Source organism: Virgibacillus xinjiangensis, from assembly GCF_042643145.1.
Taxonomy (GTDB): Bacteria; Bacillota; Bacilli; order Bacillales; family Amphibacillaceae; genus Virgibacillus_O; species Virgibacillus_O xinjiangensis.
This window is the reverse complement of record NZ_JBHRSA010000041.1, coordinates 56,023-79,540: the sequence shown is the minus strand read 5'-3', so window position 1 is coordinate 79,540 and position 23,518 is coordinate 56,023. Positions and strand designations below refer to the sequence as shown.

Sequence of the window (23,518 nt, the reverse complement as noted above, 5' to 3'; positions counted from 1 at the left end):
ACCATCCGCTCCTTTGAAGCGGATGGTTTTTATATTTTATTTTTCGGTGGAAATAATCTTTCCGAGTGAGGGTACGATAGAAATATGGAAAAACTGGATGTATAATCCGGGGTGTTGTGTTACAATGGCACGAAGGTTATATCATGAAAGGGGAACGAATCGTGAAATTGAGCAAAAATTGGTTGTTGGGTTTATTGCTGATTCTGTTTGTATCTTTTCTTGCTGCGTGCAGTGATGGAGAAGAATCAGCTGACGATAATAGCGAAGAAACAGGCACTCAGGAAAACGAACAGGCACCAGAGATGCCGGAACCTGATTTGGAAGGTGTACCGGAAGTAGTAGCTGAAGTTAATGATACGGAGATAACAAAGGAAGAATTTACGACCGCATATGAAGCACAATTCCAGCAGATGGCTATGCAGTCACAGATGACCGGCCAGGAGCTTGACCAAGAGCAGTTGAAGAAACAAATCGCTGACAGTATGGTTGGTACAGAACTTTTGCTACAGGAAGCAGAAAATCGAGATTACTCTGTGACAGAAGAAGAAATAGATGAAACACTGTCCGAGCTGGCAGAAAGGAATGGATTAGGTTCAAAGGATGAACTTATTGCTGCCTTTGAAGAACAGGGAACTTCTGAAGAAGAAGTGATTTCACAAGTGCAAACCCAAGTAAAATTGGACAAGTTGATTGCCGAAGAATCGGGTGACATTGAACCGACGGAAGAAGAGCTCAAGGAAGCCTATGAACAGGCGAAATCCCAACAGGAACAAATGGCTGGAGAAGAAGGCGGAACAGAAATGCCTTCCTATGAGGATGTTAAACCACAACTGAAAGATCAGCTCAAGCAGCAAAAAGAAGGAGAAGTGACAATGGCACTGATTGAAGAACTGCGCGGGAATGCAGATGTCACTGTACACCTCTGAGAATAGGAAGATGAGAAACCAGGTCTCTTAGTGGACCTGGTTTTTTCATGGCTTCTTTCTAGGTAGCTGTAATGCATTTACTTGATTGCTCCCAAAGGCGTACCAGGTTGGGCAAGAAATTTAATCCGATAAGAATCGAAGCAAATCTTCATCCCAACCAAAATTCTCTTCTGGTGATTATGGAATATTGGACTTCCCCAGCTTCATACGCTAGTAAAGTGTTCAGGATAAAATGTAAGGAGGAATTACATGGGGGAAGAATTCAACTATCACGAGGAGCAATGGGAGAACAGGGAGGATCAGGCACAGGGAGGAACGGGGTTTCACCCTGCACCACCAAATCACCCAACCCCGCAGCATAACGTACCACAGTACTATACGCCATATCCTGTCTACTTGGACCCTTTCTATCGTAATTGCGGCTGTCATGGTAAGCAGCAAATGACTTCACCTGGCATGAACCAGCCAATGTACCATGGGAACATGTATCAGGATAACATGAACCCTTCGCACCACCAGCAATTGCAGGATTTCTGCAGAAGGTACCAGTATCATCTTGTTCAAGGTGAGGGCACGGATGGCAGGACGTACGATGGGATTATTGAAGGGGTGGATAATGACGCGGTATACATGTTGACGCCTGATGGGGATAATGATTGGGACGATTGGGATGATATGGATCGCCAGTACGGCTATGGCCCTTCCGGATATGGCTACAACTATGGCCAACCCGGTTTCTATGGATATCCAAGAAGGTTCCGTCGTTTCAGACGCAGACGTTTCCCGTTCTTCTTTTTTCGGAGATTTTTGTTTCCGCCATTTTATTAATAGGTACATTCATATGCCGGTTGTTTCCTGTCTGGGAACTTCCGGCTTTTTTTATTGAGACAGATAGGTCAGGAGCAGAGAGAGCAGCTAGCTGGCATATCATTCAGTCAACTGATTTGGATAATCAGTTGACACTGAAGTTGTATTCCTATATCCTGTTTTCAGACAATATATAAGGAAGAGGGGGGATTTTCATGAAGTTGCGGCCGCTGGATATTACACTTGCTGCATTGTTTGCTGCATTGATGGCAATTGGCGCAAATATTGCTTCTTTCCTTGTGATTGGAGGGGTGCCGATTACATTGACGACTTTTTTCAGTATATTATCTGGACTTATACTAGGTAGCAGGCTTGGTGCGATATCCATGACAGTATATATGCTCATCGGGTTTGCGGGGGCACCTGTATTCTCGCAATTCTTTGGAGGACCTTCTGTTTTGATCAGACCGACATTTGGATTTATCCTATCGTACATCCTAGTCGCTTATGTGGCAGGTAAGATTATCGAGAGGAGTGCTACTAAAACCACCTATATGGCGGGAGCAATGATAGGGTTGGCCGTCAATTACTTCATTGGTACGAATTGGATGTACCTGGCCTATCAACTCTGGTTGGAAGCTCCGGAGAAAATCGGATATGCTCTGGCTTGGTTATGGATGCTGCCACCTTTGCCGAAGGACATCATTTTTTCCATACTGGCCGGAGGACTGGCTTATCGAATACGTGGAACAGTGTACAAGCCTGAGAAAGGGAAAGGACGGTCAATTGCCTAAACGGCAGACCATCCTTGCTTTGATTTGATCCCTAACCCCAACAATTCTTTTCTCTTTCAACTATTTTTTTCTTCTGCTTGGTTAATATTGCCCTCCAGCCATTCGCCAATAATCTCCAGTACCTCTTGGTCGATTGGTTCTTTGACTTGTCTTTTATAGTCTTTGAGAATTTTACTGAACCTCTGTTCATTTGTTCTCCGCAGAATATGGGACATGTCTTCAATCAGGTGGGTATCACATGGGCCGGATGACAGTTCAGCGATTTCCTCCAAATCCCAAGGTTTCACCTGGACATCCTTCGTTCCAGTGATGGCAAGCACTGGGCATTCCACTTGCGGCAGATAGTCACGGATATTATATTGGCGATGTTCGCGGTCCCATTTGGCATTGATTTTTTTCCCACGGTAACGGATCACATCCTCCGTTGAGTTTTCGATTCTATCCATGACTTTACGGTTCAATTTTTCAATTTTCCTATCGACGTTCAACAAGCGCAACAGCCAGCCTTCAAACCCGATAGCATTCTTGATGTCTTCCTTCATCTTTTCCCGCTGCCAAGTAGTTGTCTCAGACAGCGGTTCTGCTGTTCCGGCAAGCAGGACCATGCCGCTTACCGGCTCCTGTGCGTGGATGGCTGGTGCAATGATACTTCCTTCGCTATGCCCCAGCAGAATAATCCTATGTGCATCCACTTGCGGGTGGTTCTTACCGAATCGAAGGAGGCTGATCGCATCTTCTATGAGGTCAAATAGACCAGCTTTATAAAAGTCGCCTTCACTTTCGCCGACCCCACGTTTGTCATACCGCAACGTAGCTATGCCCTTTTTTACCACGAAATCACTTATCTCTTTAAATGTATTGATTCGCAGATGTTTGGTATTCTCATCCCTGTCCAGATCCCCGCTTCCGTGGACCATGACCATCAATGGATAGACTTCCTGCTCTTCCTGCGGCAGGGTCAGAGTTCCTGCCAGGTCGTAGTTCCCTTCAATGATCACTTGCTGTTCTCTCATTTATTCATCCTCCTACCAAGGGCAACCTATAATTTTATGTTATCGCTAGTCATCGGCCGCTCCCCACAGATAATCGCACGATAGCTTAGAAACAATGGGGGGACACTGAATATCTACTATTATAGTAGGGCCGTTGATGATATGAAACAGTTATGGTGGGCAGTGGATATGCGGAGGTTCAGAATCCTCCGAAGTGGAACCACTGTACTCTTATGTTAGCTATTCCACTCCCTGATGTGAGGGAGGTAGGCCCTTTCCTGCAGCCTTGCTAAAAATGCGTCTTCTGGTTCCAAATGAAAGAAAGGTTCCATTCTCTTCATGGAGAGATGGAACCTTTCTATTGTGTAGATATGCCGGATGCTAATGAAGACCATTGATGATGCTGTCAGGTTCTTCCAATTGATGATCCGCAATCACATCCTGCAGCAAAACCCAGCCGAAGACCAGAAAAACCGCGGTGAACAAGAGTAGGGCAAAGACTGCAATTTTTCCTTTCATGCTATACCTCCGTTATATTTTCCTTTATAGGTGATTTCCGTTCATTTCTTCAGGCAGGGGGTCGATTTTATCGACCTCTTCTTTATTGAACCACCCAAAGAAAATGGAAGTTAAAATGGTACCATACGTAATTTCCTGCATGATTTTCATAATGATACCGCCCAACTGTTGATCTTCCAACGTTTCCATAGAAGTAAATACTTCTGGACCCGACAGTGTCGGAGCTAGACCAGAGAGAACTCCGCCTGGAACACAGAGACTCAATGCCTGCAGCCAAGAGCCGTCTTGAGTATAAGCGGCGTATAATGGAGTATCAGCAAATATGATCAAGACGCATGCGGGTGTAATCAACACACTGTTGGCTAGGATATAGCCTATCTTCAGTACTGGGCGAAGGGTATCGAGTTCCTTCAACGGTGATAATAACGGGAAATAAACAATAAATGCAGCAACCAATAAGATGATCGATACTGTCGTATGGGCCACAGGTGATGATTTAGTGAAATTAAAGATGACAGGCAGATGGTATAGGGAAAACAATACATTGAATAGCAGCATCGATATGATCGGCCGTGTCACCAATTTGAAAACGGGTTTGATCCCCGGGGCGTATACAATTTTCCTCCACATCCATTCCGGAATCCCCTTGATCATGAGAATCGGGAATACAAGCAAATAAATCGCCATCTGGACCATATGGGAAGTCAGGGTGATATGGGTCATCAAGTCAACTGGTGAACCCTTTACTGCATATAATAGGAACAGACCTGTATAGAAATAGATATATTGTTCCCGGCGAGGCAATTCTGTCCCACCGAATTTATGGCGATATGGCCCGGTAATCAGGTAATAGGCCACGCCCAGTATTATTATCCATAATAAAAAGTAAGGGCTCCACAGAGCGCGGAACCCGAATATTTGTAATTCCAACCACATTAGTAATCCCTCCGTATAATGGATGATTCATCCATTGTGGACCTTGGAAAGCAGTAGTTGCGCTCTGCAAGATCCAACATGATGAGTCTCTTTAACTTTTCTGCCCAGTTTTAGGAAGACGGGCAAGCAACATCATGAAGATGATGAGTGAAAAAGCGGTGAATGCCAAAAATGGAATGGTGATGAAACCACCCCAGTTTATATACTCGGTGGTACATGGGACGCCGTTCACGCATGGTTTGATTTCCGCGAAACCCGGTACCTTTTGCTCCAGATAATGGAACAGAGAGATGAACCACCCAATGCTGGCCAGTGGCAATACATACTTTTTGACACTCCAATCATTCTGGAATGTCCCTATCCCCAGGATAAGGGTGAGCGGGTACATGAGGATGCGCTGGTACCAGCATAGTTCACAGGGGATGAATCCCCGGATTTCACTGAAATAAAGACTGCCAAGTGTGGCGGTTAAAGATACGAACCAGGCGAAGTACAGCAAAAGTTGATTCCTGCTCATTCTTCTGTCCTTTCCAACTCTTGATCAATCAGGTCGGTAATCGCTTCATAATCAAATGGGTCTTCCACCATGATGTCGTTGATCATGATGCTGGGAGTGAATTGTACATTGAATTCGGAGACAAGCTCCTCATCTTCATTCACTTCTTCCATGAATGTTTTCTCTTCCAAGTCTGTAGCGAGCTGGTCGGTACCAATACCGGAGATCTTGCCGGCCACTTCGAGAATTTTCTCCTCTGTTACCCACTCCATGTCATGTGCATCCGGCTGTTCGTCGTACAAGGCTTTTTGAAAATCCCAATATGCGTCGGAATTTTGACTGTAGACGGATTCAGCAGCCAGTGCGGCTAGCCTGGATTCTTCCCCGTGAAACAAAGTATTGATATAAGAGAACTGGATTTTACCCGTGTCGACATAATCGTTGAGCAATTGAGGATAAATCATCTCCCCCCATGCTTTACAGGATGGACATTTGAAATCCCCGAATTCTACGACACTGACAGGAGCATCTGCTTCACCCATCGTCGGTTGGCCCTCGATTGGAGGCTGCTCTCCTGTGGATTCTATCTGATCTGTCGTCTGGTTGTTATTCAATACCACCAGAGCAGCAATCAAACCAAAGACGACAATAGTAATGATGACTGCTATTTTTAGTGTTGAATTTTTGTCTTTCATGAAGACACCTCTCTATATGTAAATTGAATATCCTCCTTATAGCTTACCATTAAATGTGGTAGCGAACTTTGACAATTCCCTTACATTATTCATCTATTATTATAGACAGAGCTGATGACTTTTACAAAAAGAAAAAAGCCACCCGAACATGGGTGGCAGTAAATGCCAATCTATAGATTAGCGACGGGTTGCAGTCCTGCTACGACTGGTCTGGTTTGTGTTGTGGCTAGTCACTACATCATTTGGATACATGCTGTGGTTCTCTGTATCATTAGACAGGAAGGTACGGTATACATTGTTTTCGTTGTCTTCATCGGCTTCCACCAATACAATGATTTTTCCGTCTTTCAGATATCCTTCATACTGCTTGGCATGCTCTTCTGGAATGCCGGCCCCGACTAAGGCCCCGACAATTCCACCGCCGCCTGCCCCTACACCCGCACCGGTTAGAGCGGAAACTAGTGGTCCAGCAGCAGCTACTTGCCCGATGCCAGGGATGGCCAGCATTCCGAGACCGGCAATTAATCCGCCGAGACCGCCAAGTACACCACCGGATGCAGCTCCAATGCCAGCACCTTTTCCAGCATTTTTGCCGCGTCCTTCATCATTGGTGCTTACTCCGGTATTTGTTTCATTTTCAATGACATTCACTTTATTCTTATCCTGTGCAAATATGGAAATATCATTGGTTCCATAGCCATGTTCTTTCAATTCCCTGATTGCCCGTTCCGTTGTATCCACGCTGGAGAATACGCCACCGATAATTTTTTTGTCCATTGTATCAGCCTCCTCTTAGTGATGTCTTCATAGACCAATACCCGGTATCGACGGGATATATGCATCATCTGTTTTTTCGTTGTTACCTTATACGATGTATATCTATTGGGAAGTATACTAGCAGGTGGTTTTATGATCGTCCATACTCTAATTGGTTTCATACTTCCGTGGTTTGCCGCTGTCTGGTTGCTGAAAATGGACAGCATTCTACTTAAAATCATGGTTCTTTTCGTTATGATTGAATCCCTGTTTGTGAACGTAATTGGCTTACAGCTTGGATTTTGGCTGCTATTGCCTCTCGAAGCAATACCGATCTTATCTCAAATGCCTTATATTTTGGGGGCTTATCCCATAACCGCAGCTTATATGGTTTACTTTATTCAATCATCTGATAAGCCGGTTGCCGGATTGGTGCTCTTTTCCTTGCTGATAACCGGATTGGAGTTCATCTTGCTTTCGGTTGATTGGCTGGTGTATGGGAATGGATGGAATATAATATTTACTTTTTTCTCTTATCTGGTACCGAACGCACTTGCCTATCAATTTTATAAAATAACGCGGAGGTCTTTGTTCCGGTCACGTCTCTACAGCTCCTGACAAGGCCTATTTGCTGTTACGTGGTTTATGGATGGATGGTGACCATTGTGCCATTTGGAACGATAGCTGCCAGTTCTTCTACATCCCTGTTATACATCCGGATACAGCCTAAGGAGACGGCTTTCCCTATAGAACTCGGATCGTTCGTTCCGTGAATCCCATAATGCTGCTTGGATAAACTCATCCACATGGTGCCGAAAGGCCCTCCTGGATTGGGGGCTTTGTTGACGATGACAAAATTCCCTGTTGGAGTCTCATGTAACATGCGGCCAACAGCAATAGGATATTGCTTAACAATTCCTCCATTTTGCAGTAGTCGCAGCCGGAAATTATTTAGTGATATATCAATTTGATACGGGATGGATTGTGGGGAAGGAAGGCCTGGGATGACAATCGATTGGCCAGGATAGATGAGATCCGGGGTTATTCCTTGATTGGCGCTGAGGATTGCAGGCAGCGGTGTCCGGTAATCTCTGGAAATCTGTATAAGTGTTTCGCCTGTTTTCACAGTATGGATCAATGTAAATACCTCCATGGTTGAAAGTAGGATAATGCATCCTATGCATAAAACCCATGTGTTGCGAGCGTGCTGCCATAGGTAAAACTCCTTGGACTTCCACACGTCCAAGGAGTTGTTTCTATTGGTTATTCAATTTTTTCAGGGGCTCAACAGCTGGTCCTTCGATGACTTCTCCAGTGCAAGAGAAACGTGATCCGTGACACGGGCAATCCCAGCTTTTTTCACCATTATTCCAATCCACCCCACAGTTCATATGGGTGCAGGTTGGATCAATTAAATGCAGTTCCCCTTGTTCGTCTCGATAAGCCCCAGTTCTTTTTCCTTTTATACTGACAATGGCGCCCTCACCATTTTTTAGTTCATCGACATGTTTTTCTCTCCGCTTCAGATGAGATTTCATCATTTGTGCGCCGTCATCAGCCAGTTCCTTGAGAATTGCTTTGCCGGTTTCTTTCTTCAAGTGTGTCCTTGTAGGGGCAAACAGTTCTTTATAACGGTTTTCTTTTCCCAGAATCAGGTCCCGCAGCAGGGTTGCTGCAGCCATACTGTTCGTCATTCCCCATTTTTTATAACCTGTTGCTACAAGTAGACCGGGCTGCCCTGTGACGGCCTGGCCGATGTACGGCACTTCATCGGGTGGAGTTAGATCCTGTGCAGACCATCTGTGCAGGACCTCTTTTATTCCATAATAATTGTCAACGAACCGACGAATATTCTCAAAATGCTGCAGGGTGTCTATACTCTTTCCAGTCTTATGCCCCTCGCCACCAAAGATGGCTATTTTTTCGCCGCCCATTTCAGCATGTCTCATCGAAAAGCTCGGTTGGTCGATGCCAAGATACATACCATCGGGAATGTTCTTTTCTGTTTTGACTGCCAAGGTATAGGAGCGGTTTGGATGGAGCCGGGAAAAGTAGAATCCTTTCTTATCATCGAAAGGAAAGTGGGTGGCCATTATTGCATGTCTGCATTGGACATCATACCCTCCTTTTGTTTTCACCGTCATACCCTCATCACTGCTTTCAGTCGAGAGGGCAGTGGTATTTTCATAGATACGGCCACCGCTCTTTTCAACTTCCTTGACGATCGCTTCTAAGAATTTCACCGGATGAAAATGTGCCTGATCTTTCATGATCAATGCCTTCTCGGTATGAAAGGGAAGAGAGGTCTGATCGGTCAGCTCACCTTTGATGCCGATCATATCATAAGCATGTTTCTCTTTCTTCAGCATTCGCTTTCCTTGGCCTGTGCCTGCATGGAGGATGGCATCTTGATACTTAAAATCACAATCAATCTCATGTCTATCGATGATCGCCCTGATTTCATCCATAGCCTCCACTTGTGCATCATAATAAAAGCCAGCCTGTTCTTCTCCATGCATCTCAATCAACTGGCTGTACATCACGTCGTGCTGGGCGGTTACTTTAGCTGTGGTGAAGCCGGTGGTTCCGTCGAGAAGGGAAGAGCCTTCCAGTAATACAACATTTTTCCCTTCACGTGCCAGCATATAAGCTGCAAGAATGCCGGTCATGCCGCCGCCGATAATAGTGGTGTCGGCTTTGATATTTTCTTTTAGAGGTGGAAAAATCTTTGATATTTTATCTTTTCTCCAATAGGAAGCAGAATGATCTGGGAGATTTTTTTCGTCTCGTTTCTGATTCATGGACGGTTCCTCCTTTCCTAGTAGAGAACTATACCCATCTCTAAGGGGCTGCATGCCTGTGAACGTCCATCGAGCGAAACTAAAGAAATCCCTGATGCATCGCTATTGCCTCAGGGATTTCTTCTTTTGCTTCTATTATGTGTCGGTCTTTACCGAATCTCTCCATGTGTGAATTTGTTCAGGAGATCATCCAGCTGCTGGCTGCATTCAATTGTTTTTTCATTGGCTAAACCATATCTCAGTCCAAGTTCTATCATTTCTTCTTTTTTCATTAGGATGGCCATGGGTAGTTCAGGCTCCACTGGTTCTATTATTTGGTCCATTATATTTTTCCCCTCTACATTTTCAATCGTACAGATTTATTTATTTGGTGGCCCAACAAATTCATTATGGCAACCTTTTCTAACGGAATCAATGGTTTCCACAAAAGAAGTCACTGTTCTACGAAAGTAGACAAGTGATAAAACTAGACAAATAATTGGTTATTCAGCCTCTATCTCCCGCCACACTTGATGTTTTAGCCACACATTTAGCGCTTCAATATGACAGAGATTTACGTTGCATAAAATTTTTCGTTCGTGTTATGATAAGAACAAAGGTTCGGAACAACAGTTCTTGAAGGAGGGGCATCCATGAAAGAATTATTTACACGTATTTCGGGTGGCACACAGAAGCTGGAGATGATTTATCTATCTGGAAACGGCCAAATTTCCCAGCGGATCATCCGAGTAGTAAAAGTGGAGGGGGAGTATGTTCTCGCTTATTGCTATACCAAAAAAGAGGTGCGCAAATTCAAATTGGACCGGATTCTATCGGCCTACCCAGTCCGAAGAAAGGTGGGAGCATAATGGGAAAAGTAAATGATCGCGGAAATATGAAGTGGACCTCTCTGATGCTTCCTGAGCATATCCAGATGTTGAAAGATATGTGGGAGGATAGGGAGGCCAGGCCAATGCCCATTTTGGATGAACAGAAGCTGACAGAAATCAACAGGGTATTGCAGATGGCCGCTCATGACAGCCTTCCTGTGGAGATCAAGTATTATAATGGCCGGGATTACTTGACGGCAAAGGGAAAAATCTCCCGAATAAATCCTCTCGACAACTGTATCCAACTGGAAGGACAAGGAAAAATCATGGCCGACCAGGTGCTGGATGTATATATAGAATAACCCTGTCCGCGGATGAGCCATTGCCGCGGGTCATTGCCCCATCTTTTTGGACAAAAAGAATACCCCCCTCGGAAGGGGAGTATCATTCACCTTATATAGCCGTTGTACCTTCTTCTTTCATTTTTTCTTTGACTGCTGCAATTTCTGTCTGCACTTCTTTCATTTTCTTATCATCTAAATGATAGAAGTGCATGGCAGTAAGGGTAATGATCCAGCCGACAATTGGAATACCGAACATCAATACCATCGTTGCGATCAGTAATGGAGTGGTCAAAGCTTCTCCTAATTGTGGGAATTCATTTTCATACCCTATGAATCCTACAGTAATACCTACAAGTGCCGGTGCCAAGGAAGACATCGCCTTATCGATGAAGGAGAAGATGGTTCCGAGCATTCCTGGTACGTAGCGTCCTGTCTTATAGGTCTCATAGTCGGATACATCTGCAATCATTGGAATGACGATCGCAGGTGTCAAGCTTTCAATACCTCTCAATATTGCATAGAGGAGAAGGAAAATCAAGGTAGTCAAACCGATGTTCTCAAGAGAAATTGTTGTAGGTTCAATGAGCAGGAAGAATACAATCAGCAGGGAAGCTGTGATGATCCCAAGCCATGTTGCTTTCACCAGTGCACTTTTTAAACCTGTTTTTGTTGCAATTTTAACTCCGAGGAATGTAATCAAAAGCGTTGGAACAATGGTAATCAAAGAAATGGTTCCACTGAGTGCGTAATCACCGATCATGATTCCGAAAAACATAATGTAGACGGCAGGCTGCCTGAGAACCATACCAGCAATTTTGTCCGTAGACGCTGCGATGACCAACATTTGCATCGGCCTGTTTCCTTTAAGGATCGGCCAGTAGTCACGGAATCTGGTTTGGACGGTGGCATCAGCGAGTCCATAATACTCTTTTCTATCCCTGTTATTGATGGCGATCACAGCCAGAATGGTAAAGATACCTGCTGTAACAATTGCGTAGGTATTCAATTCGGTGAACAAGGACATGGTAAAGTCACCGTGTTTGCCCACCAGATAGGAGGCAACAAAAATCTGCCCGCCTGTAAATACCCCGATATTATAGGTGGCATCAAAAATACTGAACAATGGACGCTGTTTCGGATCGTTGGTCAAAACGGTTTGGGCCGCTTTCGTACAGGCAGTTTGGAATGTATATCCAATAATATAGATGGCATACATCATAATGAAGAAAGGCAGCTGCATGGCTTGCGGTAAGGAATGCGTGACATTATACATAATGAGTACCGAGCTGGCGAGAATTAGATTTCCAAGCAGCATTAGCGGCTTGAATTTACCGAATTTCGACTCCGTTTTATCGATGATGTAGCCGATAATCGGATCTGTAATAGCATCGAATACTCTGCTCAACCCGATGACAGCACTGACTACTACAACCGTCAGTCCGGCGACACCAGTTGCATAATAAGATACGAAACCAATAATGAATAAATACAAGTTTGTTGCAGTGTTATTAAGGGCAAAAAGGGCGATTTGCCAGAGTTTGGCAGAATTATATTGCTGGCCGTTTGCTGAAGCTGTATTTGCCATAGTATTACCTCCAGTGTCTTAAAGTGGGAAATCGTTTTCAAAGTTTAGTAAGCTATTTATTCTGTATGGTCATATGCTGTTCGTAGATGGATGAACAAGACATACAAACCCTCCTTTGTTAGCGCTTACCTATTGGTTTAAAAAAATTCGACCTTCACGCGGATGAGTAAAGCCTTCTAAGTTAGTTTGTTTGGCAAGCAAATTAAAATGTTACCGTTATTGTAAGTGAAAGCGCTTGTATAATCAACCGTTTTTTTGCCTTTTTCGACATTTTTCAGAATACAGTTAAGGAAGATGTATGGAAAATACTGTGTGAGATAATCCCCTTGCTTTAATATACTTAGTTATTTATAATAAGTATCAGTGTTTAACATACTAGCTTCACAGATTTAACTGACATGGAGGAAATAATATGAATATATTAGTAGTCAAAGCAAACAACCGTCCAGAAGGAATCTCTACCAAAATGTATGAGGCTTTCATGGAGCAAGTGAAAGACAATAAAGACTTTAATGTCTCTACTTTCGATATCTTTGAAGAAGAGATGCCTTACTTCGGCCAGGATCTCTTGAATGCACTGGGGAAGCTCGATAAGGAAGAGGACATGAACGAAGTGGAACAGAAGATTCTTGCTGCCAAACAACGAGCCAAAGATGCAGTAATCCGTGCAGATGTGCTTGTATTTGCCTTCCCATTGTGGAATTTCACCATCCCTGCGAAATTGCAGACATTCATCGATTACATTGCCGAAGCAGGATTCTCGTTTAAATATGATGCAGAAGGAAATCTTGTCCCATTGATGGACGATAAAAAGATCATTCTACTGAATGCACGGGGCGGAGTCTACTCTGCTCCGGAAATGGCACCAATGGAAATGGCTGTTGATTATATGCGCAATATCCTTTCCGGTATGTTTGGAATGGAGGTCATCGATGAAGTAATCATTGAAGGCCATAATGCCATGCCAGAGAAAGCGGAAGAAATTGTAAAAGAAGGACTGCAAAGAGTAAGCGAATCAGCATCCAAGTTGGCTTTCCAGGAAGCTTAAATATTAAATGCATAAAAGGAGCAACCATGCCCGGTAAGGGGATGGTTGCTCCTTTTCTTTTTATAGTCCTTGCATATTGATCATCCACTGAGGATAGGGAATCCTTGGTTCACTGACAGCGTGGAGGGCTTCCATCTCTTTTTGTGTTAATTTGATATCAGCCGCTTTCAGATTTGATTCGAGTTGTTCAAGCTTTCTGGAACCGATGAGGACGGAACTGACACCCGGGCGATTCATCAGCCAAGCCAAGGCAATTTCAGCCGGTCCTGTCCTATGGTTTTCACTGATTTCCACTAATTTCCTTACAATGTCGTCCGCCTTTTGAATATCTGGAATGGGCGGAAAGTGTCCGGAATCCTGATTGGCAAAACGTCCTTCCGAGGGGGAGTGGTTGTTATGGTATTTCCCAGTCAAGTAGCCGCCATTCAAGGGGCTCCAGACAAGGATGCCCAATCCTTCTTCCTGGGCAAGTGGGATGACTTCATGCTCCAAGTCCCGGTTGATCAAGCTGTAATGCATCTGGGCCGTTGCATATCTGGCCCATCCGTTTTTATCGGAGATGCCGAGTCCTTTCGCCATCTGCCATGCAGCATGGTTGGATACCCCGATATAACGCACTTTTCCTTGCTTTACGGCATCTTCCAGAGCCCGTAATGTTTCTTCTAACGGGGTAGTAGAATCAAATCCATGAAGTTGATAGAGATCGATATAATCCGTTCCTAGACGCCGTAGACTGTTTTCTAACGAGTTCATAATATGGAAGCGGCTGAGGCCGCGGTCATTAACATCATCACTCATCGCTTCTAATACTTTTGTTGACAGAATAAGATTCTGGCGTTTGTTTTTGATGGCTTTTCCAAGCATTTCTTCTGATACACCATTATTGTAGACATCTGCCGTATCAAAAAGATTGATTCCAGCGTCCATTGCCATATCTACCATGTGATCTGCTTTTGCCTGGTCTCCAAAGCCAATATTCCAATCTTCTCCAAATGTCATGGTGCCAAGGGAGAGGACACTTACTTTTAAGCCTGTATTTCCAAGATTGCGGTACTCCATGGAGAACCCCCCTTTATTAATGAACTTCCAGTCCAAATATAGTAGAACAAAGGAAATATCACAACTACTTTACCCAGAAATGTCCGGTGTCATCCATGTCACAGACGTTCTCTATGAGCCTAGTGAAACCCTTAATCAAATTCTAATATTCCAACATTCCAAACATTATTTCATACTTCGAAATAAATTTATGTTATGTTCATTAGGGGGGAACTCAATACATAGTTGAAAGGAGCATCATATTTATTATGAGAAAGATTCTTACACCCATCGTTCTAACATCCCTGATGATTTTGTCCGCATGTGGGACTGGAGAAGAGGGAAACTCTAGCAACGAAGAGCCTATGAGCTATGGTGAGCAGATGGACTATCAAATCACAGGTATTGAACCTGGTGCAGGGGTAACCGTAACAACCGAAGAAGTTTTAAGTGAGTATAGCAATCTAACAGGTTGGGAGCTTGAACAATCATCAACAGCTGCCATGATGGCTGAACTGCGCGAAGCCATTGATCAGGAGGAACCAATCGTAGTAACTGGATGGAATCCCCATTGGATGTTCGCCGAATATCCGGATTTAAAGTATCTGGAAGATCCTAAGGGAGTATATGGTGAGGCAGAAGAAATCAGGACACTTGCCCGTATAGGATTGAAAGAAGAGAAACCAGGGGCTTATAAAATACTAGATCAGTTTGAATGGGAAGTAGAAGATATGGAAGGCATTATGCTTGAAGCGGAGCAGACTGGCGGAGATATTGAAGAACTTTCCCGTCAATGGGTGCATGACAACCAAGATAAGTCAGAAGCATGGACAAAAGGTGTGGAAGAAGTTGACGGGATAGAAGTGGAATTGGTAACGACCCAATGGGATTCCGAGCTTACCTCCACCTATGCTGTAGCTGAAGTCATGGAAGGAAAAGGATATGATGTAACAGTGACACCGGCAGATGTGTCTGTCATGTACCAGGCAGTTGCCACAGGGGATGCAGATGCAACCGTAGCGGTCTGGATGCCTACCACGACAAAGGAATTCTATGATGAGCACGAAGGAGACTTCGAGGACCTGGGTGCCAACTTGGAAGGCGCAAGGATCGGAATGGTCGTGCCAGGTTATATGGATATAGAATCTATCGAAGATCTGGAGCCAGCTGAGTAAGGCTTCTATATAAAAACACATAGAATCCCCATATCATCTATGTAGAAAAGCTGGAATGTATAACCTATGAAATCTAATATATTCCATTTGTAACATTTCTGTCCATTTTGTAATTCATGTAACCTACACTTAACCGCCCTGTAACCACAGAATGGGTTTGGCTATGGTACGATTACTCCTGTAATAAACAAAAGGGGGATTACCTAATGAGAAAGTTAGTAGCCGCATTTGCAGGGTTGGTTATCGCAGGAATTTCTGCAACATCCGTATCAGCCGCAGCAGACCACACCGTTCAAAAAGGTGACAGCCTATGGAATATTGCAAACAATAATAATACAACAGTAGAAGCATTGATGGACATAAACAATTTGAACTCGACCATGATATATCCTGATCAGGTGTTGAAAGTCGAGGGGAATGAACAGACAAACTACTATATTGTACAACAGGGAGATACTCTATCCAGCATCAGCAGTGACCAAGGTGTGACGGTTTCTGATTTGAAAGCATGGAATAATCTATCTTCCGACTTGATCTATACTGGTGAACAATTAGCTGTGAACGGCGAGGCCGCTACCACAGAACCACAAGTTGTGGAACAACATACAGAAACTGCTGCTAAAGCAGAGCCGACGGAAGAAACAGAGACAGCGGAAGTGAATACACAGAAGACCGAAGCGGAAGCTGCACCCAAACAGGAAAAACCTGCTTCCAATCAGGCAGAAGGACAGACACTTACAGTTGAATCGACTGCCTATACCGCTGGGTGTGCCGGTTGTTCCGGTGTAACTGCTACTGGTGTTGACTTGAATGCCAATCCGGACGCAAAAGTGATTGCCGTTGATCCAAATGTTATTCCACTTGGTACGGAAGTATATGTAGAAGATTATGGCTATGCCGTAGCTGCTGATACAGGTGGTGCCATCAAAGGAAACAAGATTGATGTCCATGTTCCTAGCAAAGATCAAGCATATAGCTGGGGCAGAAGAACGGTTGAAGTGACCATAGTGGATTAACCGATACGAAAAGAAAGCATCTTCCTCTCGGGAGATGCTTTCTTTGTTTTGGAGTTTACACCTTCACAATCAAGGATCTATGACTATAAGGCCGCTTTGTTGTTTTCCAATTCTGCCACCGTCTTCACACGGACCATGAAGTCATCAACCACCTTATCTGTAGCAAACAACAGGAATACTTTTGCAAACCATTTCAAGGGGCGGTTCGTCACTGTGTAAATAAGTGTCGTGCTGCCATCCCTGATCTTTTCCAATTCGTAACAGGCAGTTACCTCAAACATGCCAGCCAATGTAAAACCAATCTTCAGTTTCTTGGCGTCGGTCCTGTCGACGTATTCGAGTGTTTCCACCTCATATTCTTCCACCCGTTTTCCTTCCTTATATTTCTGTAGATACACGCTTCCCGTTCTTTCATCTGTAATGCTAATTGGTTGATGATCGATAACTTGGGGCATGATCTTCTGCATATCCTCCAACTCACCATCAAATAAATTCCATACCTTTTCCATAGGAGCGGAAATATCAATTCGCTTTGTCCATTTCTTCATAGAAAGTCCTCTTTTCTTCATATTTATAGTACGATTAGTACGATGCATATATATTGATTAGACATGAAGAAAAGAATCCCTGCTCACAGGGATGATTTTTTGAGAAACACCTCATGGTTATTTAGAAAATCATGGTGGATGGAGGTGAGATGGATGTGGAGGCAGATCAATAAATATTACTCTCCTATGGTGGATATGTTGACCATAGGAGTTGCGGCAATTTCTATTCTTTATACAGTCAACTATTATGGCAGGCTTCCCGAAAAGATTCCAAGCCATTTCAATTTTTCAGGAGAGCCGGATGCATGGGGTGGCAAGCAAACACTTGTTGTTTTGCCGGCAATTCATGTTCTTACTGTTATTACATTCTTTTTTATTAATTATTTCACTGTCATTAAACAAGAAGATCCTCGGGAATCCCTGCGTTTTGTGAACATCCCTTTTATTCAGAAGAAAGGATTGAAAAAATCCGAGGCGGAAATGGTCCGTAAACATAGCACAAGAATGATAGCTCTTCTTAATTTAATGGTAAGTCTGATTTTCGCTTATATTCAACATGGTGTGATACAGACTGCATTGGGACAGCAGGAGGGGTTGGGTATGATTGTTCAGCTGTTGACCGCATTCCTGCTCTTTGTGCCGTTTGTATTCTTATGGATGATATACAAGGGGTTGAGAGAAAACCGACCTTAATAGCTTTACTTCTATCCGAGATGGGACAGTGAGTAGTATGGTGCGTTGTGGTAATGGAAGGGAATTTCAGATAGAAATGAGGGAGCCTATATGCCGGTTTGTAAAACATGTGACAACAAATGGTCGTGGAAAGAGACATATATTGCATCATTTACGTTATCTGTTGGAATGACTTGCCCCTATTGTGGAGAAAAACAGTATTTGACGGCAAAATCTAGGATAAAGAGCAGCAGCATTAGCTTCGTCTCACCTATCATCGTCCTGATGTCTACATTTTTTGATGTTTCCATTGCTTTGTGGTTATTGATCCTCATTTCCTACATGTTCCTTATAATAATTATTATTCCATTTTTCTACGAATTGACGGACGAAGAGGAACCGCTTTGGTAGACGATTGCTCGCCAGTAAGACAGTTTAAATGTTATCTTATAGAAAAGGCATTTGGAAGGAGGGGCAGGATGGCAGAATCCACACAAGGAAGCGAAAAAGGCGATCTGCTGCTTCAAGCAGCCCGTACACAAAGCTCCATTTTACGATTGTTGGAAACGACCATGATGGAGACCTATCAATATGAAAAAAGTTTACCGAAGGATGAGCAAAATGAAGAGCTTATCCATCTGGCGGAACGGGCAAGGACGATCATTGCGAAAAAGCCGAAATTAAAGGAAATTCATCGAAAGCTCGAAGAAGAACACTCCATAAAGTTATAAAATGCATGCCTTCCGATGAGGAAGGCATTTTGTTTGGTAAGAGTGTGCTTATGAGCCAGATTATCTCCCATGTGATGCTTTAGGTTCCAGATTTCCAGCAACAATTCCAGCGGGATACATATAAATGGAACATGTCCCAAAAATCGGAGATGAAGTGGGCGATGTTTCTTCTAAAAAAAGCAGGCAGTATAATGTTCGGGAGTGTCCTTCTGTCAATCGGAGTTAATTTTTTCCTGACTCCTTTCAGGCTCCTTGATGGAGGGCTGATAGGAGTAGGTTTAATTATAAGGTATCTTACAGGAATGCAGACAGGCCTGGTTATTATCGGGTTGAGTATTCCGATTTTTGTGCTGGCTTGGATATATTACCGGGAATATTTTTATAACAGCCTGCACGGTATGCTGTTCTCTTCCTTTGCTATTGATCTACTTTCCCCATTTCATCAGCAAGTTTTGCATACCTTCCATATCCCGCCGCTGTTGAGCTCGGTTTTGGGAGGGTTATTTATCGGGCTTGGCGTTGGAGTAATGCTACGTTGGAAGACCAGTACCGGAGGAACCGATCTACTGGCCCAGTTTATGGCGAAAGCCTTTCAAATGAATGTTGGTGTTCTTATATTTATCATGGATGTCTTGATCATCAGTGCGGGAGGTCTGCTGATTTCTCCTCATACTTTCCTCCTCTCTTTCATCACCATCTTGTTTGTAGGGGTTTTTACGAGTATCTGTACATGGGATGTAAAGTATTGAGCTTGGAGCAGCAGGGGCAAGAGGAAGGACCTAACACAGAATTTTTTATACCATGTATAAGACTGCCTGCTTTCGAGTAAGCCTGCAAGCTTTTCATAGAGACAGATGATACATAATAAGGCTGACTTGGGAAAAAATATTGCATAGCTTTCATGAAAGAGAGGGATTGTATATGTCCGAACATTTACATCAGCAATTACAAAAAGCCAGTCATCAGATTGATGAGGCTCAGGAAGCCATCCGTCTGGCACAAGGACAGGACGAAGAATTACTGGAGAAGGCGCATGACCAGCTGCAGCATGCGGAATGGGAACTTCAGCAGGCACAGCATGAAGCTGGGAAGGAAGCTACAGAGAATCCGCAGTTTCAGCAAGCATATCAGCAACTGCATGATACTCGCCAACAGGTGCAGGAGGCGAAACAAAACAACCATGATGTTCTCTAAATGAAAAAAGGGATGCAATTTGCATCCCTTTTCTTGTGCTCTATGATTTGCTCATTTCCTTTGGAGTATCCGCAGATTCCGTGCTATCTTTTTTCTTCTCTTCTTCTGGGTCACTTGCCAAATCGCGGGCGGAATTTTTGAATTCGCGCAGAGTCTCTCCGGTGGCCTTGCCGATTTCCGGAAGCTTTTTAGGACCGAAAATAACCAATGCGATGACTAGGATTAAAATCAGGCCTGGTATTCCAATTGATGAAAGCATCTAAAAATCCCTTCTTTATAAAAGTTTTGTAACTTCATTCTTCCCTATATTTCTTATTTTAACACGTTTCTATTTCGGGACAACCAAATCGCAAGGGATTAACGTTTATTTTACAACGATTCAATTTTCCTTTAATAACCAATTGTTACGCTAGTAATAGGAATCAGGGAAACATAAATGAACAGAGGAGGATTTTCAATGAGTGGGAAACCGAATATGGACAGGCGTCGATTTTTGAGGGTCGGGGGCATGAGTACAGCAGCAATCGCCTTAGGGGCAAGCGGGTTCTTATCCTTGAGTGAAAAAGCAGCTCTTGCAGCATCTCCCCAGGCGAAAGGGTCACTGAGCGGCTTCGGGCCTCTGGCAAAAGACCCTGGTGGTGTGTTCGACCTTCCAAGAGGATTCCAATACCGAATTATCTCGGAAGAGGGAAGCAAAATGGCAGATGGCCGGCCTGTCCCTCAAAAGTTTGATGGTATGGCAGCATTCCAGGGGAAACACAATTCTACCATTCTCGTACGCAACCACGAGCTGACAGGCAATACGAAGTATCCGGTGATCGGTGAAAATCCGTATAGTAAAGATTATACAGGCGGAACGACCGCTCTCGTGGTAGGAGCCAACCGGAAAGTAGAGGAAGAATATGTGACCTCTGCCGGCACCATCCGTAACTGTGCAGGTGGCGGGACACCGTGGGGCACCTGGTTGACCTGTGAAGAAACCCTGCACAGGGGACATGGATATGTCTTTGAAGTAGACCCATTGGATCCGGAGAACAACTTGTCAAAAACACCGATACGTGAAATGGGGGCATTTTCCCACGAAGCAGTGGATGTAGATCCTGCAACTGGCATTGTTTATCTTACAGAGGATGCAGGACCAAGCTTTTTTTATCGATTTCTTCCAAACGACCGCAGTCAGAAAATCGGCTCACTACATAAAGGAGGAAAGCTGCAGGCAGCAGCCATAGAGGAGTTAAGCGCCAATCATGCAAGTGATTTCTATTCCGGGCAGAAGTTTGGTATCGTATGGAAAGATGTGGATCCGGAGAAACCCACGGATGATGCAGAAGATAAAGGGTGCATCCAATTCTCCCGGTTGGAGGGCTGTCATATGGTAGGGGGAGTTTTCTGGTTCTCTGATACTTCCGGAGGGCAAGAGGGGTTAGGTACAGTTTACCGTTACATCCCGGCTACGAACACCTTGGAATTGTTCTATGAATCTACCAAATCGAATGACCTGGAAGCTCCGGATAATATAACAGTTACACCATGGGGAGACCTATGGATTGCGGAAGATGGTGGCGGGGTAGACAGGATTATCGGCCTTACGCCTGAAGGAGAAGCCTATACATTTGCTGAAAACAGACTGAATCATTCAGAACTGGCTGGACCTACATTCTCTCCAGATGGGAAGACATTCTTCGTGAACATCCAGGATCCAGGATTGACATTGGCAATCTGGGGACCATTTGCCAAGAGAAATGCAAGAGGCCAGCGTCGCATGGGACATGCTGCTCCCCCGAAAGGCTATGCACCTGAGATTTCAGATAAACTTGCTGCCTTTGCAGAGGTACAGGGAATGACTGACCTTGAAGTTGCCGCATTCCATCGTCATGGGATGCCCGTTCTATAAGATGAAAAAAGTGACTGCCCATCTTCGGATGGGCAGTTTTTTGTATGAAAGGATCATTAAGCAATTCATCTGTTGTATGGACAGTGTCCTTCTTTCGATGCCTATAGGGGAAATCAGCATAATATCGTCCATGCCTTCTGAATAGCTTGGTATATAGGGACATATTGTGAGGTGGTGGATGTATGCAAATTCATGTGGTACAGCGTGGAGATACATATGGGAGATAGCCCTCCGTTATGGGGCGGATATCAATCAGGTTGTTTTAGCGAATCAACTTAATCTTCCGGACATACTGGTGGTTGGGCAAGCATTGGTAATACCGGAGCCTGGCCGGGAGTATGTCGTGCAACAGGGTGACACACTTTGGGGAATCGCCCAACGTTTTGGAATGCCTCTAGAACAATTGGGGCAGCTCAATCAGATTTCGGACCCGTCGTTGATTTTTGTTGGTGACATGTTGGTCCTTCCTTATTTTCCACATACTGTCCAACCAGGAGAAACTTTATGGGCATTAGCTCAAACCTATAACGTACCTGTCCAGCAAATCATGCAAGTAAACCAAATTGCTGATCCATCCTTTCTTTCCATAGGCCAAGTGCTCTATATACCGAGGGGAGCAAAGCCTGTAAAAGATATTAATGCGTATACAACAGATATGAGTGAGACAGGAAGGCAGGAGGTGCTTGCACTTGGCAGGCATTTCACCTATTTAACACCATTCACTTATTCCTTCCGGGAAGATGGCTCTCTTACAGAATTGCAAGATACTCCGCTGCTGGAGGCGGCTAGGGCAAATAATGTAGCGCCATTGCTTGTATTGACCAATTTTTCGGGTGGTTCGTTCAGCTCGGACATAGCAGCTGCTGTACTGAGAAATACCGAGCGTCAGAATTCACTCATCGACCATATCCTTGAGGAGATGCAGGAAAAAGGATATACAGGAGTAAATTTCGATTTAGAGTACGTTTATCCGGAAGACAGGGAAAACTACAATAGTTTTCTCAGACGTGTAGTGGAGAGGCTGCGACCGCTGGGGTATTCTGTATCCTCCGCCCTGGCACCGAAGGACAGTGCAGACCAAGCAGGACTACTATATGAAGCACATGATTATGCCGCACAAGGGGAAATCCTTGATTTTGTCGTATTAATGACATATGAATGGGGGTGGGCCGGCGGCAGGCCATTGGCAATCGCACCTATTCATGAAGTAAGGGAAGTCCTGGATTATGCGGTGACCGTCATCCCGCGTGAAAAAATATTGATGGGAATACCCCTGTATGGTCGTGACTGGAATATACCATGGATAGAAGGGACACGTGCCCGCACCGTCAGCCCCAAGGAAGCTGTGGAGCTCGCTGCAAGATATGGAGCATCCATTCAGTATGACCAAGTTTCCCAATCTCCCTATTTTCGCTATGTTGATGAAAATGATCAAGAGCATGAAGTTTGGTTTGAAGATGCACGAAGCATGGCAGCGAAATACGATACCATTGAAGAATACGGCTTGAGAGGAGGAAGCTACTGGGTATTGGGGAGCCCATTCCCACAGAATTGGCCAGTCCTTCAAAGCTACTTTACCATACGTAAGTTATAAGGGGAGTTTGTTTTTTTGAATCAACCACCAATCAGCTAATTATCAAATGTGTGCCTATTTTCACCAATAGAATTGGGGGAAATAGGTTTTTTGGTTAACGACCACATCCTAAACTGTGGCTCCTTTGCCTATCTGGAAGAGATTAGTA

Annotated in this window: 28 protein-coding genes and 1 pseudogene; 16 read left to right on the top strand and 13 right to left on the bottom strand. The window is 44.2% G+C overall.

Going from position 1 to position 23,518, the window contains the following annotated elements; all coding sequences use genetic code 11:
- Positions 1-161: 161 nt before the first annotated feature.
- The 3 genes from ACFOGI_RS09765 to ACFOGI_RS09755 all read left to right on the top strand — a co-directional run bounded on the left by ACFOGI_RS09765 (position 162) and on the right by ACFOGI_RS09755 (position 2,527).
- Complete coding sequence (locus ACFOGI_RS09765) at positions 162-926, top strand: SurA N-terminal domain-containing protein (protein ID WP_390271855.1); 765 nt, start codon at positions 162-164, stop codon at positions 924-926.
- A gap of 249 nt (positions 927-1,175) precedes the next feature.
- Complete coding sequence (locus ACFOGI_RS09760) at positions 1,176-1,754, top strand: hypothetical protein (protein ID WP_390271853.1); 579 nt, start codon at positions 1,176-1,178, stop codon at positions 1,752-1,754.
- Between the two features lie 194 nt (positions 1,755-1,948).
- Positions 1,949-2,527, top strand: coding sequence for a biotin transporter BioY (locus ACFOGI_RS09755; RefSeq protein WP_390271851.1), 579 nt, complete (start codon positions 1,949-1,951; stop codon positions 2,525-2,527).
- Between the two features lie 56 nt (positions 2,528-2,583).
- Here the strand turns inward: ACFOGI_RS09755 and ACFOGI_RS09750 are convergent, their stop codons facing one another.
- From ACFOGI_RS09750 to ACFOGI_RS09725, 6 genes are all read right to left on the bottom strand, one after another.
- Positions 2,584-3,540, bottom strand: coding sequence for an alpha/beta hydrolase family protein (locus ACFOGI_RS09750; protein ID WP_390271849.1), 957 nt, complete (start codon positions 3,538-3,540; stop codon positions 2,584-2,586).
- A 360-nt stretch (positions 3,541-3,900) separates the two neighbouring features.
- The gene (locus ACFOGI_RS09745; RefSeq protein ID WP_390271847.1) at positions 3,901-4,038 is read right to left on the bottom strand and encodes a hypothetical protein; all 138 of its coding nucleotides are present in this window, start codon (positions 4,036-4,038) and stop codon (positions 3,901-3,903) included.
- Between the two features lie 24 nt (positions 4,039-4,062).
- On the bottom strand, positions 4,063-4,974 hold the full coding sequence (ctaG, locus tag ACFOGI_RS09740) for a cytochrome c oxidase assembly factor CtaG (RefSeq protein WP_390271845.1): 912 nt from the start codon (positions 4,972-4,974) through the stop codon (positions 4,063-4,065).
- A 91-nt stretch (positions 4,975-5,065) separates the two neighbouring features.
- Positions 5,066-5,491 (bottom strand): disulfide oxidoreductase, encoded by a 426-nt coding sequence (locus ACFOGI_RS09735; RefSeq protein WP_390271843.1) that lies wholly within the window; start codon positions 5,489-5,491, stop codon positions 5,066-5,068.
- Positions 5,488-6,165, bottom strand: a complete 678-nt coding sequence (locus ACFOGI_RS09730; RefSeq protein WP_390271841.1) for a DsbA family protein — start codon at positions 6,163-6,165, stop codon at positions 5,488-5,490. The genes ACFOGI_RS09735 and ACFOGI_RS09730 overlap by 4 nt, the downstream gene beginning before the upstream one ends.
- 177 nt (positions 6,166-6,342) lie before the next feature.
- Positions 6,343-6,942, bottom strand: a complete 600-nt coding sequence (locus ACFOGI_RS09725) for a low temperature-induced protein (protein ID WP_390271839.1) — start codon at positions 6,940-6,942, stop codon at positions 6,343-6,345.
- Positions 6,943-7,074: 132 nt separating this feature from the next.
- Here ACFOGI_RS09725 and ACFOGI_RS09720 point away from each other — a divergent pair, with 132 nt between their 5' ends.
- Positions 7,075-7,539: a hypothetical protein gene (locus ACFOGI_RS09720; RefSeq protein WP_390271837.1), complete on the top strand. Its 465-nt coding sequence runs from the start codon at positions 7,075-7,077 to the stop codon at positions 7,537-7,539.
- A 25-nt stretch (positions 7,540-7,564) separates the two neighbouring features.
- Here the strand turns inward: ACFOGI_RS09720 and ACFOGI_RS09715 are convergent, their stop codons facing one another.
- The 3 genes from ACFOGI_RS09715 to ACFOGI_RS09705 form a co-directional block, all read right to left on the bottom strand.
- A complete protein-coding gene (locus tag ACFOGI_RS09715) occupies positions 7,565-8,059 on the bottom strand; it encodes a L,D-transpeptidase family protein (RefSeq protein ID WP_390271835.1) in 495 nt (164 codons plus the stop codon).
- Between the two features lie 118 nt (positions 8,060-8,177).
- Entirely contained in the window at positions 8,178-9,722 is a 1,545-nt protein-coding gene (locus tag ACFOGI_RS09710; RefSeq protein ID WP_390271833.1) for an FAD-dependent oxidoreductase, read from the bottom strand.
- 149 nt (positions 9,723-9,871) lie between these two features.
- The gene (locus ACFOGI_RS09705) at positions 9,872-10,045 is read right to left on the bottom strand and encodes an aspartyl-phosphate phosphatase Spo0E family protein (RefSeq protein WP_390271831.1); all 174 of its coding nucleotides are present in this window, start codon (positions 10,043-10,045) and stop codon (positions 9,872-9,874) included.
- Between the two features lie 309 nt (positions 10,046-10,354).
- On the opposite strand from ACFOGI_RS09705, the gene ACFOGI_RS09700 reads away from it, so the two are divergent.
- Both ACFOGI_RS09700 and ACFOGI_RS09695 read left to right on the top strand, forming a co-directional pair.
- Positions 10,355-10,570 carry a WYL domain-containing protein gene (locus ACFOGI_RS09700; RefSeq protein WP_390271829.1) on the top strand — a complete coding sequence of 72 codons (216 nt, stop codon included), beginning with the start codon at positions 10,355-10,357 and terminating at the stop codon, positions 10,568-10,570.
- Entirely contained in the window at positions 10,570-10,893 is a 324-nt protein-coding gene (locus ACFOGI_RS09695) for a YolD-like family protein (protein WP_390271827.1), read from the top strand. The genes ACFOGI_RS09700 and ACFOGI_RS09695 overlap by 1 nt, the downstream gene beginning before the upstream one ends.
- Before the next feature lie 91 nt (positions 10,894-10,984).
- Here the strand turns inward: ACFOGI_RS09695 and ACFOGI_RS09690 are convergent, their stop codons facing one another.
- On the bottom strand, positions 10,985-12,460 hold the full coding sequence (locus ACFOGI_RS09690) for an MFS transporter (RefSeq protein ID WP_390271825.1): 1,476 nt from the start codon (positions 12,458-12,460) through the stop codon (positions 10,985-10,987).
- Between the two features lie 412 nt (positions 12,461-12,872).
- Here ACFOGI_RS09690 and ACFOGI_RS09685 point away from each other — a divergent pair, with 412 nt between their 5' ends.
- The gene (locus ACFOGI_RS09685; protein ID WP_390271823.1) at positions 12,873-13,508 is read left to right on the top strand and encodes an FMN-dependent NADH-azoreductase; all 636 of its coding nucleotides are present in this window, start codon (positions 12,873-12,875) and stop codon (positions 13,506-13,508) included.
- A 60-nt stretch (positions 13,509-13,568) separates the two neighbouring features.
- Here the strand turns inward: ACFOGI_RS09685 and ACFOGI_RS09680 are convergent, their stop codons facing one another.
- Positions 13,569-14,567: an aldo/keto reductase gene (locus tag ACFOGI_RS09680; protein ID WP_390271821.1), complete on the bottom strand. Its 999-nt coding sequence runs from the start codon at positions 14,565-14,567 to the stop codon at positions 13,569-13,571.
- A 248-nt stretch (positions 14,568-14,815) separates the two neighbouring features.
- On the opposite strand from ACFOGI_RS09680, the gene ACFOGI_RS09675 reads away from it, so the two are divergent.
- Complete coding sequence (locus ACFOGI_RS09675) at positions 14,816-15,721, top strand: glycine betaine ABC transporter substrate-binding protein (protein WP_390271819.1); 906 nt, start codon at positions 14,816-14,818, stop codon at positions 15,719-15,721.
- Between the two features lie 206 nt (positions 15,722-15,927).
- Positions 15,928-16,737 carry a 3D domain-containing protein gene (locus ACFOGI_RS09670; RefSeq protein ID WP_390271817.1) on the top strand — a complete coding sequence of 270 codons (810 nt, stop codon included), beginning with the start codon at positions 15,928-15,930 and terminating at the stop codon, positions 16,735-16,737.
- 83 nt (positions 16,738-16,820) lie between these two features.
- On the opposite strand, the gene ACFOGI_RS09665 is transcribed toward ACFOGI_RS09670, so the two are convergent.
- On the bottom strand, positions 16,821-17,285 hold the full coding sequence (locus ACFOGI_RS09665; RefSeq protein WP_390271815.1) for an SRPBCC family protein: 465 nt from the start codon (positions 17,283-17,285) through the stop codon (positions 16,821-16,823).
- 153 nt (positions 17,286-17,438) lie between these two features.
- Between ACFOGI_RS09665 and ACFOGI_RS09660 the strand changes: the two genes are divergently transcribed.
- The 5 genes from ACFOGI_RS09660 (at position 17,439) to ACFOGI_RS09640 (ending at position 19,882) form a co-directional block, all read left to right on the top strand.
- Complete coding sequence (locus tag ACFOGI_RS09660) at positions 17,439-17,978, top strand: DUF1648 domain-containing protein (protein WP_390271813.1); 540 nt, start codon at positions 17,439-17,441, stop codon at positions 17,976-17,978.
- A gap of 90 nt (positions 17,979-18,068) precedes the next feature.
- Entirely contained in the window at positions 18,069-18,368 is a 300-nt protein-coding gene (locus ACFOGI_RS09655; RefSeq protein ID WP_390271812.1) for a TIGR04104 family putative zinc finger protein, read from the top strand.
- A 68-nt stretch (positions 18,369-18,436) separates the two neighbouring features.
- Positions 18,437-18,688, top strand: a complete 252-nt coding sequence (locus ACFOGI_RS09650; RefSeq protein WP_390271810.1) for a hypothetical protein — start codon at positions 18,437-18,439, stop codon at positions 18,686-18,688.
- A 161-nt stretch (positions 18,689-18,849) separates the two neighbouring features.
- Positions 18,850-19,437: a YitT family protein gene (locus tag ACFOGI_RS09645; RefSeq protein ID WP_390271808.1), complete on the top strand. Its 588-nt coding sequence runs from the start codon at positions 18,850-18,852 to the stop codon at positions 19,435-19,437.
- A gap of 172 nt (positions 19,438-19,609) precedes the next feature.
- Positions 19,610-19,882: a hypothetical protein gene (locus tag ACFOGI_RS09640; protein ID WP_390271806.1), complete on the top strand. Its 273-nt coding sequence runs from the start codon at positions 19,610-19,612 to the stop codon at positions 19,880-19,882.
- A gap of 40 nt (positions 19,883-19,922) precedes the next feature.
- Here the strand turns inward: ACFOGI_RS09640 and ACFOGI_RS09635 are convergent, their stop codons facing one another.
- Entirely contained in the window at positions 19,923-20,141 is a 219-nt protein-coding gene (locus ACFOGI_RS09635) for a twin-arginine translocase TatA/TatE family subunit (RefSeq protein ID WP_390271804.1), read from the bottom strand.
- 198 nt (positions 20,142-20,339) lie between these two features.
- Between ACFOGI_RS09635 and ACFOGI_RS09630 the strand changes: the two genes are divergently transcribed.
- Positions 20,340-21,776: an alkaline phosphatase PhoX gene (locus ACFOGI_RS09630; protein WP_390271801.1), complete on the top strand. Its 1,437-nt coding sequence runs from the start codon at positions 20,340-20,342 to the stop codon at positions 21,774-21,776.
- A gap of 182 nt (positions 21,777-21,958) precedes the next feature.
- Positions 21,959-23,370 (top strand): annotated as a pseudogene (locus tag ACFOGI_RS09625) (LysM peptidoglycan-binding domain-containing protein).
- The last annotated feature ends 148 nt before the right edge of the window (positions 23,371-23,518 follow it).